Source organism: Photorhabdus hindustanensis, from assembly GCF_002968995.1.
Classification (GTDB): Bacteria; Pseudomonadota; Gammaproteobacteria; order Enterobacterales; family Enterobacteriaceae; genus Photorhabdus; species Photorhabdus akhurstii.
Genome location: NZ_PUWT01000051.1, coordinates 1 through 17,863 on the forward strand (window position 1 = coordinate 1; position 17,863 = coordinate 17,863).

The 17,863-nt window shown below is 43.7% G+C and carries 16 protein-coding genes; 8 read left to right on the top strand and 8 right to left on the bottom strand.

Going from position 1 to position 17,863, the window contains the following annotated elements; translation table 11 throughout:
* Nucleotides 1–186 (top strand): zinc ribbon domain-containing protein (locus C6H66_RS17520; RefSeq protein ID WP_146111064.1); only part of this gene is annotated, 186 nt, incomplete at its 5' end.
* A 152-nt stretch (nucleotides 187–338) separates the two neighbouring features.
* Nucleotides 339–656 carry a type II toxin-antitoxin system RelE/ParE family toxin gene (locus C6H66_RS17530; RefSeq protein WP_248000718.1) on the top strand — a complete coding sequence of 106 codons (318 nt, stop codon included), beginning with the start codon at nucleotides 339–341 and terminating at the stop codon, nucleotides 654–656.
* Between the two features lie 231 nt (nucleotides 657–887).
* Here C6H66_RS17530 and C6H66_RS17535 read toward each other — a convergent pair whose 3' ends face one another.
* From C6H66_RS17535 to gltS, 3 genes are all read right to left on the bottom strand, one after another.
* Nucleotides 888–1,625 carry a class I SAM-dependent DNA methyltransferase gene (locus tag C6H66_RS17535; RefSeq protein WP_065389013.1) on the bottom strand — a complete coding sequence of 246 codons (738 nt, stop codon included), beginning with the start codon at nucleotides 1,623–1,625 and terminating at the stop codon, nucleotides 888–890.
* 527 nt (nucleotides 1,626–2,152) lie between these two features.
* Nucleotides 2,153–2,926: a Fic family protein gene (locus tag C6H66_RS17540; protein ID WP_105396253.1), complete on the bottom strand. Its 774-nt coding sequence runs from the start codon at nucleotides 2,924–2,926 to the stop codon at nucleotides 2,153–2,155.
* A gap of 192 nt (nucleotides 2,927–3,118) precedes the next feature.
* A complete protein-coding gene (gene gltS / locus C6H66_RS17545) occupies nucleotides 3,119–4,327 on the bottom strand; it encodes a sodium/glutamate symporter (protein WP_105396254.1) in 1,209 nt (402 codons plus the stop codon).
* 243 nt (nucleotides 4,328–4,570) lie between these two features.
* On the opposite strand from gltS, the gene C6H66_RS17550 reads away from it, so the two are divergent.
* A complete protein-coding gene (locus C6H66_RS17550) occupies nucleotides 4,571–5,965 on the top strand; it encodes a uracil-xanthine permease family protein (protein WP_105396255.1) in 1,395 nt (464 codons plus the stop codon).
* A gap of 78 nt (nucleotides 5,966–6,043) precedes the next feature.
* Here the strand turns inward: C6H66_RS17550 and C6H66_RS17555 are convergent, their stop codons facing one another.
* Nucleotides 6,044–7,585, bottom strand: a complete 1,542-nt coding sequence (locus C6H66_RS17555; protein ID WP_418889060.1) for a 4-hydroxyphenylacetate 3-hydroxylase family protein — start codon at nucleotides 7,583–7,585, stop codon at nucleotides 6,044–6,046.
* Between the two features lie 570 nt (nucleotides 7,586–8,155).
* On the opposite strand from C6H66_RS17555, the gene C6H66_RS17560 reads away from it, so the two are divergent.
* A complete protein-coding gene (locus C6H66_RS17560) occupies nucleotides 8,156–9,862 on the top strand; it encodes an AsmA family protein (RefSeq protein ID WP_105396257.1) in 1,707 nt (568 codons plus the stop codon).
* 172 nt (nucleotides 9,863–10,034) lie between these two features.
* A complete protein-coding gene (locus tag C6H66_RS17565; protein WP_105396258.1) occupies nucleotides 10,035–10,457 on the top strand; it encodes an NUDIX domain-containing protein in 423 nt (140 codons plus the stop codon).
* 59 nt (nucleotides 10,458–10,516) lie between these two features.
* On the opposite strand, the gene fabY is transcribed toward C6H66_RS17565, so the two are convergent.
* From fabY to yihX, 3 genes are all read right to left on the bottom strand, one after another.
* Entirely contained in the window at nucleotides 10,517–11,434 is a 918-nt protein-coding gene (gene fabY / locus C6H66_RS17570) for a fatty acid biosynthesis protein FabY (RefSeq protein ID WP_046394769.1), read from the bottom strand.
* 72 nt (nucleotides 11,435–11,506) lie between these two features.
* Nucleotides 11,507–11,944, bottom strand: coding sequence for a D-aminoacyl-tRNA deacylase (gene dtd / locus C6H66_RS17575; RefSeq protein ID WP_036778428.1), 438 nt, complete (start codon nucleotides 11,942–11,944; stop codon nucleotides 11,507–11,509).
* A 169-nt stretch (nucleotides 11,945–12,113) separates the two neighbouring features.
* Nucleotides 12,114–12,740 (bottom strand): glucose-1-phosphatase, encoded by a 627-nt coding sequence (gene yihX, locus C6H66_RS17580; RefSeq protein ID WP_105396259.1) that lies wholly within the window; start codon nucleotides 12,738–12,740, stop codon nucleotides 12,114–12,116.
* A 156-nt stretch (nucleotides 12,741–12,896) separates the two neighbouring features.
* Between yihX and C6H66_RS17585 the strand changes: the two genes are divergently transcribed.
* The 3 genes from C6H66_RS17585 to C6H66_RS17590 all read left to right on the top strand — a co-directional run bounded on the left by C6H66_RS17585 (nucleotide 12,897) and on the right by C6H66_RS17590 (nucleotide 15,764).
* Complete coding sequence (locus tag C6H66_RS17585; protein WP_046397795.1) at nucleotides 12,897–14,351, top strand: carbon starvation CstA family protein; 1,455 nt, start codon at nucleotides 12,897–12,899, stop codon at nucleotides 14,349–14,351.
* 676 nt (nucleotides 14,352–15,027) lie between these two features.
* Nucleotides 15,028–15,180 carry a DUF5993 family protein gene (locus tag C6H66_RS26390; RefSeq protein WP_036768332.1) on the top strand — a complete coding sequence of 51 codons (153 nt, stop codon included), beginning with the start codon at nucleotides 15,028–15,030 and terminating at the stop codon, nucleotides 15,178–15,180.
* Between the two features lie 14 nt (nucleotides 15,181–15,194).
* Entirely contained in the window at nucleotides 15,195–15,764 is a 570-nt protein-coding gene (locus tag C6H66_RS17590) for a disulfide bond formation protein B (RefSeq protein ID WP_046397796.1), read from the top strand.
* 62 nt (nucleotides 15,765–15,826) lie between these two features.
* Here the strand turns inward: C6H66_RS17590 and typA are convergent, their stop codons facing one another.
* Nucleotides 15,827–17,665 carry a ribosome-dependent GTPase TypA gene (gene typA, locus C6H66_RS17595; protein ID WP_040151299.1) on the bottom strand — a complete coding sequence of 613 codons (1,839 nt, stop codon included), beginning with the start codon at nucleotides 17,663–17,665 and terminating at the stop codon, nucleotides 15,827–15,829.
* Nucleotides 17,666–17,863: the final 198 nt, after the last annotated feature.

The following is a 17,863-nucleotide window of genomic DNA, read 5'->3' on the forward strand; positions in this document are numbered from 1 at the left end:
ATGCTGGAAATGCCGCTGCGTAAGCGGCTCTGGCAATGCCCTTTCTGTCGAGTCGAACATGACCGCGATATCAATGCGGCGCTCAACATCGAGCGCAAGGGCATAACAGAATTACAGGCGGCGGGACTCGTCGTCTCTGCCCACGGAGGCCAGCGTAAATCCGTCATAAAGACGGTGGCGGCCTGAGAAGTGGGAAGCCTCGCCGTTTTTACGGCGGGGAGCAGTCACTAAGCATGGTAAGTTACAGAATTTAAAAGCCGTTCTGGCTGAATCTATTGCACAAGCTTATCGTGGCGAATTACATAGTATTGATGATGTATTTGCGCCGTTGACGGTTGATGAACTTGAGGGTAAGGCTTAGGGATAAGTGTCCGGTTTACGAAGAAAGCCAGAGAGCATATTCGTGCAATCAAACTCTATTCTATGCGCCGATGCGGGCGAATGTCGCGGAAGCTTATTCAACTTCGTTACGTGTGACTATGACGGAAATTCTTGCTCGTCACCCATCCCCCGGTCGTGATCGCAGTGAGGATCTTTATTTTGGTGTGCTGAGTTTCCCCGTAGAGAGCCACATTATTTACTACCGGGAAGTTCCGACTGGTATTGAAGTGTTGGCGGTGTTGCATCAGACGCAAGATTCACATAACCATCTATAAATGAAGAGATAAAACGTGGGACGCTTTATTTAATCAGCAATAAAATAAGCAGCTAAACTTTTTTATCAGATGCTTGAGTGAGTTACCCGAGCGCCGTTTTCCTCAGAAACCTGAATCCCGGCTGGAGGTCAGGAAGAGTTGTTTTGCAGAACGAGGGAAATTCAAAAAAATCCCTCGATAAAACTTGAGGGATTTGTATAGGAAAGACAACAGATCTCGGGGATTATTTTGTTAAAACTGACAAACAAGAGCGGTATCAAGGCAATTTCGTTGATAATCATCCCAAAAACCTGGGGGATGAGCCTCAATATCGCTTTCTAACAGCATGGGTTTTTGCCATTTAAATTGTTTGAACCCTGCCTTTTGGATCGCCGCTTGATACTGTTCACGACTCCAATGATACATAGTGAAAGGGCTAGGTGGTGTGGTAAGAAATTCAGCTCTCACGAGAATTGTGTCTTTCACCGGCTCTTCACTCAAAATTTTTATACAAAATTTTTCATAATCCACTTTTTCTAATTGACAATCAGGTTCAGCGGTATACGCAATTAGTTTACCAGAAGGCTTGAGATGAGCGGCAATAACACGGAACATAGTTTCAAGGTCTTCAAGAGATTCTGCATGGCAAAATAACCAAGCTGCATTAACTATGTCAAATTTGCCAAATGACTCCATCTTGCAGACATTTCTTACGTGAAATTCGATATCGTCACCGTATTGTTGTGATTTGCTTTTCGCAATCGCTATCATGTTCTCTGATATATCGACTCCAATGACTTTTGACGCGCCACGATTCTTGTATTCTCGACTAAAGAGACCATATCCACAGGCTAAATCCAACACTGATTTCCCGTGTATATCTCCTGCCAAATTGAAGACAGTTCTGATTTCTACTTCGATATGGGCGGCAGCATCTGAAAAGCTCTCGTAAAGATGTGCAATAGGGTCATATAAAGCGTTATCTTTCATGTTGTTATCCTTAGCTAAAGGCCAATTTATTTATCGAAGAGGTAGATTATCTAGTATGAATTTAATAATTACTGAAAGTTTTTCTTTTGTTATAAATAAAATTCCAAAATATCACATCACTCATAGTTCCATATATAACAATTGGTTAGTAAGACCACGTGCAGCAAAATTATGAAACGTTATTTATATTAATACGTTAGCGATGAATTAGATATAATTTTTTAATGCTGGTTGATTTTTGGATAAATATGAGGAAGTAAAATAAATATAAAACACCTATGATGCGTTTTGTGGAAACTATTATTCTTATCATATATAGGATCTTAAGAATTAAGTCTTTTAAAACACGCTTTGAGGGAAAAGGAACCACGGCGGGAATTGTTGTGCTCCACGCTAACAGAAGGGCTGTTTATAACAGCCCTGAGAAAGTTGGCTTTAGCCGTTGATTACCTGAACTCATACATGATGATAATGCATGATTGAAAACATATCGGGACGAATCCCAAACAGTCCAAGTGCAGTGATCGCTAATTTCGTGTATTCGCCGCTCGAATTTGCTCCACATCCGAGTGACAATCCACAAGGAACGCCATCATCTCAGTGGCATCTTTGCTCCGGTAGAAGCGGACCATCTTTTCGTTGAACTCATGTATTTTCGCCGCAGGCACGCTGATGGCGTCTATACCGTTTGACATCAAAATACCGTTCATCATGAAACGGGAAGTCCGTTTGTTACCGTCAAAAAAGAATTTCTGTAACGCACCAAAAAGAAAGAATGCGATTCCCTTTTCAAAAGGCTGACACTCATCTAGTGAAGCAATACCTTCTTGAAAAACGCGGTTCAATTCTGGTGCGCCTGATACGGTAGGTAACGGAGTATGCCGACCATATTCACCTAATCCGACATCTGGAGTGTAGTTTATCTCTCGACCTTCCCCGCGAAATGTTCCCCATTCCAAGGCTTCATTGCGAGCAACTATACTATGAAGTTCAGTAAACATAGCCTTGGTCAACTCAAATTGATTATTCTTCACCAGAGATAACAGGCGTTTGGCACTTTCCGCGAGATTCAGTACTTGCTCCTGATCAGAAACTTTTCTACCACCGACAGTGACATCATCCAATAATGTCTTCACTTCTGGGAAAGTAAAAGGATTGCTTTCAAGCACGCTGGCATCCCAAACAAACTCCGGTAGCATCCGGTGAAAACGAAAGCATACCCGCTCAATAGAATGAATCGGAACAATAAGAGGAACCGAAGATCTATCCCAACAAAATCCCAACGTGTTGAAAAGCTTCATCGTTGTTCATCCTTCCTACTATAATTTGAATGCGTTAAATTATAAGTAAAACACAGTAAAATCTGGCCCCCAATACACACAGGTAAGAGGTGAAACTATGGCGGTGCTTGCCTAAAATAAATAATGATCAAAGAACACAAAGACAATACTGCACCAACTACATAGCTGGCGCAGTACCTTGCTAATTTATCCCTACACAGCAGGGAATACCGGCAGTAGCAGATAGAGTTTAATCACAATCGCGTTAACGATATCGATAAAGAATGCCCCGACCATCGGCACCACCAGAAACGCCACATGGGATGGCCCAAAGCGATCGGTAATCGCCTGCATGTTCGCAATAGCGGTAGGTGTCGCTCCTAAACCGAAACCACAGTGACCCGCCGCCAGAACCGCTGCATCATAGTTTTTACCCATCACCCGATAGGTGACAAAAATTGCATACAGCGCCATCACGATAGCCTGGATGGTGAGAATGACCAGCATCGGTAATGCCAGCGATGCCATCTGCCACAATTTCAGGCTCATTAACGCCATTGCCAGAAATAGGGAAAGGCTCACGTTACCCAGTACAGACACCGCTCGGTCAAAAACTCGGTAAAAACCTAGCACCGATAGACTGTTACTGAGGATAACCCCGATAAATAACACACAGACGAATGTCGGTAATTCAAACCATGTACCTTGCAGAAATTCAGACACAAAATTACCGGCCATCAAACAAATAGCAATCAGTGCGATCGTTTCCAGCATCACTAACGCTGTGATCATCCGCCCGGTATAAGGTTTTTCAAATGCTGTCGGCACTTCGGTATCATCGCCCCTTAGTCCTGGAGTTTTTGTATTTCTCACCAGGAAACGCGCGACCGGGCCACCAATCAAACCACCCAGAACTAAACCGAAAGTCGCACAAGCCATTGCCACTTCCGTTGCATTTTCAAAACCATAACGCTCACTAAACAGCTTACCCCAAGCGGCGCCTGTACCGTGACCGCCAGACAGCGTAACAGAACCCGCCAGTAAGCCCATTAATGGGTCCAGACCTAACAGTTCAGCCAGAGCGATACCCACCGTGTTCTGAACCAGCAGCAAGCCAACAACGACGAAGACAAACGTGAACAGAACCCTACCACCCGCTTTCAAGCTGGAAAGGTTGGCATTCAAGCCGATAGTGGCGAAGAAAGTTAACATCAAAGGGTCTTTAAGAGACAAATCAAAGTTGATTTCCCAGCCTGTTGTCTGTTGAACGACTAAAAGAATCAGAGCAACTAACAGGCCACCCGCGACAGGTTCAGGAATGGTGTATTTTTCAAGAAATGGGACTGATTGTACAAGTTTGCGCCCAAGTAATAGTACTAATGCAGACGCAACGAGCGTGCCATAAACATCAAGATGATACATCTATGTACCCCAGCTATATTGTTAAAATTATGTAAGTTATTACGACGTTATACTCATCCTTTAGAGAACGCCAAAAGCAGGCAACGCTGGATTAGAAAAAAAAATCTGCAACAAACACAAGTTAAAACATATAAAAATGTGACCAGAGCGAATCATGATAAGTGACAGGATTTTTAAGCAAACGATTGCTTTTACACTTTTGATCATTAAAATGCGTTCTTTGTCAGTCCGGAATTTCACACCATGCTCAGCTCATCCCCTGAACAAGCGGCAACAGTCCCCCCGAATAAACCAGTTAGTGAATTGATTTATCGCTTAGAAGATCGGCCACCGTTGCCACAAACGTTGTTTGCTGCTTGCCAGCATTTACTGGCAATGTTTGTCGCGGTCATCACGCCAGCAATCTTGATCTGCCAGGCGCTAGGGTTGCCTGCTCACGATACGCAGCGGATTATCAGTATGTCTCTGTTTGCTTCAGGATTAGCATCATTAATCCAGATCCGAACTTGGGGGCCAGTCGGCTCTGGTTTGCTTTCCATCCAAGGGACCAGTTTTAACTTTGTTTCCCCACTGATTATGGGCGGGCTGGCGCTCAAAAACGGCGGGGCAGACATTCCTACCATGATGGCAGCGTTATTCGGTACTCTGATGGCGGCATCCGTTACCGAAATTCTGTTATCCCGCGTATTGCATCTGGCCCGGAGAATTATCACCCCGTTGGTTTCCGGTGTTGTGGTGATGATTATCGGTTTGTCTCTGATTCAGGTTGGATTGACCTCTATCGGCGGTGGATTCTCTGCTATCGAAAATCACACTTTTGGCTCTCCAGAGAATCTGTTTCTGGCTGGTGTTGTGTTGGCAGTCATTGTTTTGTTGAACCGCCAGCGTAATCCTTATCTGCGTGTCGCTTCTCTGGTCATTGCAATGGCGGTAGGTTATGTTGTCGCCTGGCTAATGGGTATGCTGCCGCCAGCAACGGTACAGGAAAATAGTTCACTCATGACAATTCCCGCGCCACTCTATTATGGTCTTTCCTTTGACTGGAATCTGCTTATCCCGTTGATGCTAATTTTTATGGTGACTTCACTGGAAACCATCGGCGATATTACCGCGACGTCTGATGTTTCCGAGCAACCGGTCAGCGGTCCCCTATATATGAAGCGAATTAAAGGCGGTGTTTTAGCTAATGGGCTAAATTCTATGCTTTCCGCCGTATTTAATACCTTCCCAAATTCTTGTTTTGGGCAGAATAACGGGGTTATCCAATTAACCGGCGTCGCCAGCCGCCGTGTAGGTTATGCCGTGGCGCTAATGTTGACGCTGTTAGGTTTATTTCCTGCGGTGGCAGGATTTGTGCAACAGATCCCTGAACCGGTATTGGGCGGCGCCACTATCGTGATGTTCGGTACGATTGCCGCGTCTGGTGTCCGTATCGTTTCCAGAGAGGCACTTAACCGCCGGGCAATTATGATTATCGCGCTATCTTTAGCGGTTGGTATGGGCGTTGCCCAACAACCGCTAATTTTACAGTTCGCTCCAGACTGGCTGAAAACGTTACTCTCTTCCGGTATTGCCGCCGGTGGTTTGACAGCGATCACTCTTAATCTGGTGTTTCCTCAGGAAAAACAATCTCTCTAATAATCTGATATCGGGTTATACATCATCAATTCATCACGCACGTATAAATCACCATCGCGCGTGATGATGGTTTATCTCCTAGCGGTTAGAAGGCCAAATAAAATCGTTACCAACCCAACCATCAAGATCGTATTCACTCATACACTGCTCAGCAAACCCTTTCAATTGATCCACTAAGCCCGAGGCTTGAGAAGCCCATAATACATCGAGTCTGGTAATTTCATGGTTGCCGGCATAATTTAGCTCGTATAATTCATGCCTGTTAGCGAATTCCGTACCAATAGAATCCCAAATCAGTTTCATGAGCTTGACTCGTTCAACCGCGCTGTAACCATTGGAACCACGCATGTATTTATCAAGATAAGGAGACAGTTCCGGGTTGGAAAAATCGCGGGCATGAGAGTTAATATAAATCAAGGCACTGCCCAGATCCTGTTCAATAATTTCTTTTACCCTCGGGTAACCCTGCGTCATAAACCAACGATAAGCTATCCCATACTCGTACCGAGGCAATAGGGCATCTTCCCCCCAAGGCTCCGGAGATTTAATCATCGCATCACCGAGCGCCCAAAACAGATTACGCCATGACAATACTTCACCAACCCGTGTTTGCACGCCACGAAAATCCTTCGTACCTGTGGCTTCAACTCCCTTAAGGAGCAATCCAGAAATAAAATCAAGTTTAACCGCCAATCGGGTCACACCATGCAACATAGCCCGATGAAAAAAACCCGACTCAGCAAAAAATAACGAAACTTTATCTATATCTCCGTAGATAAATACGTTTTCCCAAGGAACCTTCACTTTATCCAGAATCATTATCGTATCGTTCTCATCAAATCGGGACGAGAGCGGATAATCAAAAGGACTGCCCATTTTATCTGCCGCCATTGAGTAAGAGGGACGACAAATTAATTTCACTCCTGGCGAATTCATCGGCACAGTAAAGACCAATGCAAATTCCCGTTTCTTGATTGGTAAGCCATAATGACCAATAAAGTTGTAATGACACATCGCCGATCCCGTGGCAACAACTTTAGCGCCGCTGACAATTAATCCATCATCACACTCTTTTTCAACATGAACACAAATATCACCAATTTCATCAGGTGATAAATGACGATCTATTGGCGGATTAATAATCGAGTGATTCCAGTAATACACGTTTTCTTGTGAGCGGATATACCAGTTTTTTGCATTACCCGCAAAATCACCATAAATATCCGGTCTTACGCCGAGTGAGGTAAGAAACGAAGCCTTATAATCAGGGCTTCTACCCAACCAACCATAACTCATGCGGGCCCACGCGGCGATAGCATCGCGATCAGCAATTAAATCCTGCTGTGTGTGCGGTATACGGAAAAAGGGATGTGTTACACCAACACTCCCCGTATCTGTAGCCGTAGTCAGTACATCACGATGAGCAGGATCGTGCAAAGCATCGTAAAGTTTCGCAATAGCGCGGGCTGGATTTTGGAAAGCAGGATGGTTGGCGACATTCTGAATGCGTTCACCATAAGCCCAGACTTCCCGACCATCGTTTAGCCCATCCAGAAATTCCTTTCCTGTAAGTGGGCGGGTTGTGCGGATACTACCTTCATTCGACGATTTTTGTTTCATGTTTTCTGACATAGAAGATTCCTTACATTACTTATTTGCCGGAAGATGGGTGAAAATAAACTATGTAGTGTTATTTCAAGCATCAATCAAATTGAGAAAGGAATAGAAAGGAATGACGAAAAAACATCATTATTCCATTTATAGCCATCCATTAATACATTAATTCATTCAGATGTCATTGGCTATATTGTCATGCAAGAAAATATAGATTTAATTACTATATTAATCACACAATATAATTATTAACAAATTCATACAAACACTCTAAGTTACTAATAAGAAAAACTTAGCATGAAAATTAAAATACAATTAAACAAAGATTAATCTCTTAAGTTTATTTTAATAGAATAAAACGATAAAAAATAATTTATTATTTCCCTCATTTATACCCTGAAATTATTAGAAATAACAACCAATATAGTGACTTATTGGTATTTCTATTGTTAAATTATACAAATGTTACAAATAATAATTTCTCCTCGCTCATAACTTTTATTCACCATCTCTTGAGTGAACACAAAAATTACGGCATAAAAGGAAGCTATAAGCCGATTAAATTGGAGTCTGATAATGAGATGGTTAAGAAAATCGCTGGTTACTCTGTTATTACTGCTAATCCTGGCGGTAATCACTGTTTATGTCGTGATGCAGACAAACTGGGGAGCGCATCAGCTCAGTCAATGGCTGAGTCACCACAGCCGTTATCAGGTTCAAATCGGCAATATCGAACATAACTGGTCACAACCGGGCACTTTGGCATTTTCCAATATTGCCATTAGCAATCAGCAACAGACTTTCATTTTAGCGGCTCAAGTTGTCGCATTCGATTTCAACTGGCAGCAACTCACTTCCCCGCGCCATTTTCAGCGTCTGTTATTGCAACAGGGCCAATTAACCATCAAAGGCCAGCCACAATCCATCCCTTTCAGCGCCAATATTCTGCAACTTAATCAGATGACTATTCAGTCAGAAAATGCAGACTGGCAAATTCAAGGGCAAAACATCACCGGCGGTATCACCCCCTGGAACCCACAATCAAATAAGCTGGCAGGGAATGGGGAATTTCAATTCAGTGCTGATAAACTGAATTTCAATGATATTTCTCTTGAAAAAGTCATTATGCGAGGAGATAACCAGCAAAATACCCTGACTATTCGTTCATTTGGTGCAACATTAGCACAAGGTTCGATATCGGGTAATGGGCAACGTCAGCCTGATGGTAGCTGGCAGTGGGACAATTTACTTATCAGCAATATTCGTTGGCAAACGCCAATGACACTTGAAGAGTTATTGCTAAAAGCGAACACATTACCCGCAGTCAGCATCAAAGATCTCAGCCTGACAAATGCTAAGTTGGAAGGTAAAAACTGGTCTGCTAACTATCTGGATGCCTCAGTCAAAAATGTCGGTTTGGCTAACGGGAGCTGGCAGGCAAAAGAGGGCATCATTGATTTCAATGTCATGGATACGACGCTAAATGATCTCCATTTCACCGATGTTATTGGTCACCTCCTTCTCGCAGGCAATGAACTCACTATTTCCAACCTCACTTCCCGTTGGGAAAAGGGATTATTCCACGTCAAAGGGCGATGGAATCACCAAACAAAGCAATTCAACATCGCCAATGCAACGGTCGCCGGTTTAACTTATACCTTGCCGCAAAACTGGCATCAGTTGCTGAAAGAATCATTGCCTGAATGGATATCCGGATTTTCCATTAACGAGCTGACGATTAACAACAGCTTGTTGATTGATATTAACCCCGATTTTCCATTCCAACTTACCGCTCTCAGCGGCTATATCTACGACATGGAGTTACTGAAAGAAGGGAAATGGGGGATCTGGCGTGGTTCTTCAAATCTAAATGCCGCCAGCGCAACATTTAACAAAGTTGAATTACGTCGCCCTTACCTTAAATTACACACAGAGGGAAATAAACTGATCCTCGACCAATTAGATGCTTCCGTTGATGATGGATTGCTGAAAGTGAAAGGTACAGTAGATCAACTGGTACAGAAACCATTTACTTTAGATTTTCGGGGAATAGATGCAGATTTAGCGATTTTACCCCAATGGCGGTGGGTGCCGCTGAAATTACAGGGTAAAGGCAATTTCACGCTGTTAATACAGGGAGATCTTGCTGCTGATGATATTAAAAGTACTATCGATGGTTCATTGACTGCCACGAATAAACAGTCAGGCAACGAAACTCAAGTTATTAATAAGGGGCAAATATCCATACCAAACTGTGAAACTTGTCCGGTTGTTAAGCTATAGTAACGAATATTCGGGTACATATATGTACCCGATTCAATCTTATAATGGTTATTTTCTGTTTCAATCCATTAATAAAATCTCCGATCAATATCAGCCGAAAAACCGTATTAATATTGATACATTAAAAACGCAATTAAATTTTACCCATTGAAGTTGTGACAAGGTACAAAAAATGATGTGTATACTGACTGAATCTATTGAAAACACGCTGCAAAATTATGACCGTATTGTTGTCGGCGGCATCATCAGAGATCAAAATGGCAATATTCTGTTCTTACAACGAGCGCCTGATGAATCGCCGCCAAATCTCTGGGAAATTCCTTCCGGCGGTGTAGAAAAAGGAGAAAATCTATTACAAGCACTATCTCGTGAAATAGAAGAGGAGACCGGGCTACTGCTTGATGATGTTATTAGTTTTCTCAGCGCGGTGGAATATTCTATCAAGGAAGCTCAATGCCTCCAGGTAAATTTCAATATCAAATGCACAGGTGAAGTTAAGCTTTCGCCTGAGCATGCGCAATATCAATGGAGCAATATAGCCAATTTCCGCAATGAACTTGATGACTTTATGCTGCGTGTACTCAACGAAGCTTAATTTCATAAAAGCGACTTTTATTATTGCTACCAGTGGCATATCTCATGCCACTGTCAAATCTAAGCGATAGCCGTATAAGCATTCGGCAATACCATATAGGTGCCAGTAAATACCGCACCGATTCCCTGATCACCGCTGACAATCACATCTAACTTTACCCTCGCTTTACTGCCTTGCGCCAAACGAGCCAAATCGCCGCTCATATTTTTAAGATCAGCAACAGATTTTGGCCTGCCGACAACCGGTTTTTTGTAACGGATATCGGCATCAGCCAGAATGATATCACCACCTAGTTGACGCTCCTGTAACAACAGCCAGATCAATCCCCAACCGGTCAGGGTTGCCAAGGAAAACAGACTGCCGGCAAAGATAGTTTGGTGAGGATTTTGATTCCCGGCTTCCGGCATGGTGGTAATAAAGCTCTGACCGGTATATTGAGAAATGCGTACCCCCATTTTTTCACTGAGGGGAATATGTTTGTACCAAGCTTGTTGCAGTTCGTTGCACCAATCTGGCCGGTGGAGAATATCATCCAGTGTTGCAACCGGCTTTATCATCAGAAAATGGCGAACCGGAGTTGTTTGCGGGCTAGTAATTGGCCCTCGGTTTTCAAACCCCAATTTACTGAAAAACTCCACCGCATGTTCACGAGCACTGCACACTACCCGTTTAACACCCTCCTGACGGGCAACAGATTCCAGGGCCATTGCAATTAATTTTCCTAACCCTCTGCCTTGCACGTTGGGATGCACTGCCAAAAAGCGGATTGCCCCTTCACTATCCGCATTGATATATAAACGCCCTACCGCCACCGGATTACCTTTCTCATCCACAACCATCTGGTGATGAGCCATCGTGTCATAACCATCTTTCTCAGAGCCTACAGGCTGATGCAATGGTTTACGCAACATTTCCCAACGAAATCGATAATATGCTTCCAGTTCTTGTTCTGTTTCAGGTACTCGCAGATGATACATAGAAACTGCCCCTTTCTTTTGCTCATGATGTTTAATCGGGGATGGTTGCGTTCTACTGGCTATTTTTGGTTGCTAGACCTGCAACCAGAAAGTGACTGGCCCATCGTTTGTCAGGCTGACTTTCATATCGGCAGCAAACCGCCCGATTTCTGTTTTTACACCACTTTGGCGGCATTGTTCAACAAAATAGCGATATAATTCATCGGCCTTATCTGGGGCGGCGCCACCAGAAAAACTGGGTCGCATGCCCTTTTGAGTATCGGCAGCCAGTGTAAACTGGGAGACAACCAGCAAACTGCCTCCGATTTGTTGGATATTCAAGTTCATTTTGTCCTGTTCATCACTGAATATCCGATACCCTATCACCTTCTCACACAACCGTTTTGCTTTCTGTTGATCATCTCCTTTCTCAACGCCTAGCAACACCAGCAGGCCGTGACCAATTTCCCCAACGACTTCGTTCTTAACAACAACATTTGCCTGTGTTACCCGCTGGATTAACGCGATCATATTTTTCCTTTATTTAGATAGCCGCATCAGCACGCTACCTTCTATATCCGTCATCTTTCAAGTTGCCTCTTTGTTGTCTGCACTCACTCACCCCGGTCACATAGTTTCCTATGCTCCCGGGGATTCGCTCCCTTGCCGTCGCGATCCATCTTGAAATCCATAGGGTATATTATCCATTCAATCCTTCATTTTGTTCAGAGAAACCGCTTGCTTCGAAATAATCCGGCACGGTCTGCCTATCAACAACATGAACGCTATTGATCCCTAACGCCCTGGCTGCTTCCACATTTTCCAGCACATCGTCAAAAAACACGGTTTGATCCGGTGAAAAACCTTCTGTCTCAATCACATATTTGAAAATATCAGGCTCGGGTTTACGCATTGCCAAATCCTGCGACAAATAGAGGTAATCAGCGGATGCCGCAATTTCAGGATAATTATGCGGCCAGTAATCCAGGTGCAAGCGGTTGGTGTTGGATAACACCACAACCCGGTGTCCCGCTTCACGTAATTTCTTCATTATTTGAATGATTTCAGGCCGAATATCAATAAAGATAGCATGCCATCCAGTAGCAAACTGCTCAAAACTGAGTGAAATATTCATTTCCTGACATAAAGTATCAGCGAATTCCAGATCAGTAATTTGACCACGCTCATGTTTTTCAAACGTTTCTCCCATAGAGAAACTTTTAGTCAAAGTCGCAAGAGGTGTCCCGCTCAAATTACTCCATACCGCTAAAACTCTTTTAAAATCAATCTCAATAATCACATTACCCATATCGAAGATATATAACATAATTACCCCCTGGCTAATTAATAACTTTTTACTTTAATCGTATTTTCAATTAGAAAACAGTACGGACCAGTAAAAAGCGAATCACTTCACGGTATTTTTCTTACGAAACGATAAAGTAGCACCCAGATTAAAAAAGTCGAGTAAGGTGTTATATTTATGTTGTGGTTCCTCCTCTGTATCGGCCTTCTTCTGGCTGGATATTTCATATACGGCAAAATTGTCGAAAAGATATTCACTATTCGACCAGAAAGAAAAACCCCCGCTCTTTCTATGGCTGATGGTGTTGATTATGTGGCTATGTCCACCCCAAAAGTTTGGTTAATTCAGTTACTGAATATTGCCGGCGTTGGCCCTATTTTCGGTCCAATTCTTGGCGCCCTCTATGGCCCGCTCGCTATGCTGTGGATTGTATTCGGCTGTATCTTTGCCGGTGCCGTACACGATTACTTCTCCGGTATGCTCAGTGTACGCGCCCGCGGCGCATCCGTGCCCGTTATCGTTGGTAACGAACTGGGCAAAACCATGAAGCATTTCATGAATATATTTGCTGTTATTCTGCTAATGCTAGTTGGCGTCGTCTTTGTTTTGAGTCCAGCCGGCTTACTGAATAACTTGCTGAAAGAGGCAATGGGTTGGGATAACATTGCTATCTGGGTCGGTATTATCTTTGCTTACTATATTCTCGCAACGCTGGTTCCTATTGATAAAATCATTGGTCGCCTTTACCCACTGTTTGGTGCATTGCTGCTGTTTATGTCTGTCGCGCTGATGGTCGGTTTAGCGATGAGCGACAAGCCTTTCTATTCTCAAGGATTGGATTTCACCACTAACTTTAACCCGAAAGATCTGCCTATTTGGCCATTGCTGTTCGTCACCATTGCTTGTGGCGCTATTTCAGGTTTCCACGCCACTCAGTCTCCGCTGATGGCACGCTGTATGCAAAATGAAAAAAATGGTCGCTTCGTTTTCTACGGCGCAATGATTGGCGAAGGTATTATCGCACTGATCTGGTGTACATTGGGCCTGAGTTTCTATGAAGATACTAACGCGTTGCAAGCCGTGATTGATCAGGGTACGGCCTCTCTGGTTGTTCACGAAGTGTCAACTTCTCTGTTAGGTACTGTCGGCGGTATTCTGGCAATCCTCGGCGTAGTGATTTTACCCATTACTTCTGGCGATACCGCGTTCCGTTCCGCCCGGCTTATTATTGCTGAATTCTTGAATATTCCTCAGCAACAAATGACTAAACGTCTGTTGTTAAGTGTGCCAATGTTTATTGTCGGTTATCTGATTACCAAAACTGACTTCAATATCATTTGGCGTTATTTCGGTTGGGCGAACCAGACTACAGCAATGGTCATGTTATGGGCGGCCTCAGCATGGTTGCTGCGCCGCGATAAATTCCATTGGATTACCACCCTGCCAGCCATGTTTATGACCGCAGTATGCTTCACCTATCTGGCATTCGCGCCAGAAGGTTTTGCGTTAAACTGGAATATCTCTGTTGTTATCGGCCTGGCCGCAATGGCGGTTGTCACCATTACTTTCTTTGCGAAAGTCCGCTCTCAATCAGCTTCCGATAATATAAAAGCCGAAGCATTAAATGAGTAAAAACCCAAGAAGATATTAAATATCACAACAACCCCTCACGATAAAAAGTTGAGGGGTTTTAATTGCCGATCTCTTTTATCGTGACAAGAAACGTTTATTCCTCCCGCAAATATCCGACGAAACATCACATGAATATTGATAATTTAAGCGTTACAATCAGAAAAATTAGTGAAGAAAGTATCATTTCCCCATAGAGAATGTCTGGGATAACCTCTTTAAAAGCAAACCTACGAATAGTTGTTAAATTAGGAGGTTTCCAGGCAAAGATACGATTCGCCGTTTCTAATCGTTTCCTGCTTAACTATTAAATAAAAAACAACTCATTGAAACTCTCGCCAAATGATAATCACGCAGATCCTTCTGAATGGTGGCAGACATAAACAAGATTGACTACAATTGTTATTAGCAGCACACTACGAATAGTGGGTTAAATTATACACCATTCGAATACCATGCTTTAATAAATGTAGGTTTGTACGTTTTCAAATGCGATACCAAAGAGAGCGACTCCCATTAATGGCGCTAAAGCGTTTCTTTTAATGGACAACTTGCCTTTGGATAATTGATCGCTTGTATCGAAGTAAACGATCCTAAACTGAGTTCGATGAATTCCCTACCCTAAACTACAGGGAAAAGTCTTGAATGTTTTTAGAAAACAGGAGAATCAACAATGTATATGTTTTTACCTTTTTTACTCGCATTATTTGCGGTTATCACCACCCTATACGGAAAGTATAAAACGAGTTATACCCTGTGGGGCCTTCTTTTAGTGACGACTGTAGCTTGGTTTATCCATCATGCAACTGATTCGTTAAATCTATCTTTTTAACGGGAGACAATCTGATGAATCAGGTATTAGCAACAAAACAACAGATAAGCGTCGGCATGATATTTAACCTCATTGGGTTATTTGCTATCAGTGCTGTTCTAACCCTTGCCTTCTATTATCAATTGGCCCTTTCAGAACTCCCTTGTCCATTATGTCTGCTACAGCGAGCGGGTATGATCATGATAGGGTTTGGTTTCCTGTTTAATCTGCGTTTTGGTATTAAAAGCGCGCATTATGCCTTGTCACTTCTCGGCTGTATCGTGACTGGCATTATTGCGATCCGACAAGTGTTTTTACATATCACACCCGGTGATCTCGGTTATGGTTCCGCCTTTTTTGGTATACATTTCTATACTTGGGCCCTTATTTGCTCAGTTATCGCGATTATCGGCATATCCGTCATGCTGATATTGAAAAGCCTGGAAAAAACAACCGAAGCAAAGCAAAAAACGTCTGTTATCGGTCAGATTATTATCGGATTATTTGTCATATTAATTACCGCAAATTTAATCTCCACCATTTTGGAGTGTGGCGGTGGGCAGTGTGATGACAACCCAACGTTCTATCAATTGCTCGGTAAATAATTCGTTTGTTAAAAAAACTCAGGGCGCCATCGGCGCCCTAAGCATGGGTATTACAGGAAAGATTATGCTTCTTTACTGCGATACGCACGACGGCGTTCATTTTCCGTCAGATGGCGTTTACGCAGGCGAATAGACACAGGAGTCACTTCCACCAGCTCGTCATCATCAATAAACTCCAGAGCCTGCTCCAGGGTTTTCTTAATATGTGGAGACAAGGTTGTCGCTTCGTCAGTACCAGATGCACGGACGTTAGTCAGTTTCTTACCTGTCAGACAGTTAACTGTCAGGTCATTAGAACGAGAATGAATACCAATAACCTGGCCTTCATACACTTCCGCACCATGACCAAGGAACAATTTACCGCGATCCTGTAAGCTGTAAAGTGCATAAGCAACCGCTTTACCTTGACCATTGGAAATCATCACACCGTTCTGACGGCGACCGATTTCACCCGCACGAATATCATCATAGTGGCTGAATGTTGCATACAGCAGACCGGTACCAGAGGTCATCGTCAGGAACTCAGTACGGAAGCCAATCAGACCACGGCTTGGAATAACATAATCAAGGCGCACACGGCCTTTACCGTCTGGCAGCATATCGCGCAGATCCGCTTTACGCTCACCCAACGCTTGCATCACATCTCCCTGATGCTGCTCTTCAATATCCAGCGTCACCTGCTCGAAGGGTTCTTGCTTGCGCCCATCGATCTCACGGAAGATAACTTTCGGACGGGATACCGCCAGTTCAAAACCTTCACGGCGCATGTTCTCAATCAGAACAGATAAGTGCAATTCACCACGGCCAGAAACACGGAATGCATCCGGATCTTCTGTCTCTTCAACACGTAGGGCGACATTGTGAACCAACTCTTTCTTCAAACGCTCAAGGATTTGGCGTGAGGTGACATATTTGCCTTCACGGCCACAGAAAGGAGAGGTGTTAACACAGAAATACATGCTCACCGTTGGCTCATCAACCGCCAGCGGCGGCAGTGCTTCAACAGCATTCGTATCACACAGCGTATCGGAAATATTCAGCTCACCCAGACCGGTAATCGCAACGATATCGCCCGCTTCCGCTTGCTCACTCTCGATACGCTCCAGCCCTAAGTGGCCCAGTACCTTACCGATTTTACCGTTCCGGGTTTTACCCTCGCCATCAATAATCGTGACGTTCTGGTTTGGCTTAACAGTACCGCGCTTGATACGACCAATGCCGATAACACCAACATAGTTATTATAGTCAAGCTGAGAAATCTGCATCTGGAATGCGCCATTCAGGTCAACTTTCGGCGGCTCTACATGATCGACAATCGCCTGATACAACGGCGTCATATCTTCCGCCATATCTTCATGATCAATACCGGCAATTCCCATCAATGCCGATGCATAGATAATAGGGAAATCCAGTTGTTCATCAGTGGCGCCCAGGTTAACAAACAGGTCAAACACCTGATCCACAACCCAATCAGGGCGGGCGCCAGGACGGTCAACTTTGTTAATGACCACAATCGGTTTCAAACCATGAGCGAACGCTTTCTGTGTCACAAAACGGGTCTGAGGCATTGGCCCGTCCATAGCATCGACCAGCAATAATACGCTGTCGACCATAGACATAACACGTTCTACTTCACCGCCGAAATCGGCATGTCCCGGAGTGTCTACGATATTAATACGGTAGTCATTCCATTTAATGGCGGTATTTTTTGCGAGGATAGTAATTCCACGCTCTTTCTCCAAATCATTGGAATCCATCACACGCTCTGTCGCTGTCGCACGGTCACCGAAAGTACCGGATTGTTGCAGCAGCTTGTCAACCAGGGTCGTTTTACCGTGGTCAACGTGCGCGATAATGGCGATATTACGCAATTTTTCGATCACAAACTTTGCCTCAGGCATTTATAGAAATGGCGCGCTATTGTACACACATTGGTCGAAGGACTAAACAGGATCACAATAATCTATGCTTAACAACTTGATAACAATGAAATTGTGATCCCTTTCACGCCCATAAATAGACGCATTTTTGACATAAACGCACTAATATTGTGCGTCTCAGTTATATGGTTGCACCAATACAGTGCAATTTTCCCAAAT

What these genes read in the sequence shown, in the direction of transcription:
- yihX (WP_105396259.1), bottom strand. Translation starts at nt 12,740, where the DNA reads ATGTTATATATCTTCGATATGGGTAATGTGATTATTGAGATTGATTTT.
- C6H66_RS17555 (WP_418889060.1), bottom strand. Translation starts at nt 7,585, where the DNA reads ATGAAACAAAAATCGTCGAATGAAGGTAGTATCCGCACAACCCGCCCA.
- C6H66_RS17565 (WP_105396258.1), top strand. Translation starts at nt 10,035, where the DNA reads ATGATGTGTATACTGACTGAATCTATTGAAAACACGCTGCAAAATTAT.
- C6H66_RS17535 (WP_065389013.1), bottom strand. Translation starts at nt 1,625, where the DNA reads ATGAAAGATAACGCTTTATATGACCCTATTGCACATCTTTACGAGAGC.
- C6H66_RS17585 (WP_046397795.1), top strand. Translation starts at nt 12,897, where the DNA reads ATGTTGTGGTTCCTCCTCTGTATCGGCCTTCTTCTGGCTGGATATTTC.
- dtd (WP_036778428.1), bottom strand. Translation starts at nt 11,944, where the DNA reads ATGATCGCGTTAATCCAGCGGGTAACACAGGCAAATGTTGTTGTTAAG.
- gltS (WP_105396254.1), bottom strand. Translation starts at nt 4,327, where the DNA reads ATGTATCATCTTGATGTTTATGGCACGCTCGTTGCGTCTGCATTAGTA.
- C6H66_RS17560 (WP_105396257.1), top strand. Translation starts at nt 8,156, where the DNA reads ATGAGATGGTTAAGAAAATCGCTGGTTACTCTGTTATTACTGCTAATC.
- C6H66_RS17550 (WP_105396255.1), top strand. Translation starts at nt 4,571, where the DNA reads ATGCTCAGCTCATCCCCTGAACAAGCGGCAACAGTCCCCCCGAATAAA.
- typA (WP_040151299.1), bottom strand. Translation starts at nt 17,665, where the DNA reads ATGCCTGAGGCAAAGTTTGTGATCGAAAAATTGCGTAATATCGCCATT.
- C6H66_RS26390 (WP_036768332.1), top strand. Translation starts at nt 15,028, where the DNA reads ATGTTTTTACCTTTTTTACTCGCATTATTTGCGGTTATCACCACCCTA.
- C6H66_RS17590 (WP_046397796.1), top strand. Translation starts at nt 15,195, where the DNA reads ATGAATCAGGTATTAGCAACAAAACAACAGATAAGCGTCGGCATGATA.
- fabY (WP_046394769.1), bottom strand. Translation starts at nt 11,434, where the DNA reads ATGTATCATCTGCGAGTACCTGAAACAGAACAAGAACTGGAAGCATAT.
- C6H66_RS17530 (WP_248000718.1), top strand. Translation starts at nt 339, where the DNA reads ATGAACTTGAGGGTAAGGCTTAGGGATAAGTGTCCGGTTTACGAAGAA.
- C6H66_RS17540 (WP_105396253.1), bottom strand. Translation starts at nt 2,926, where the DNA reads ATGAAGCTTTTCAACACGTTGGGATTTTGTTGGGATAGATCTTCGGTT.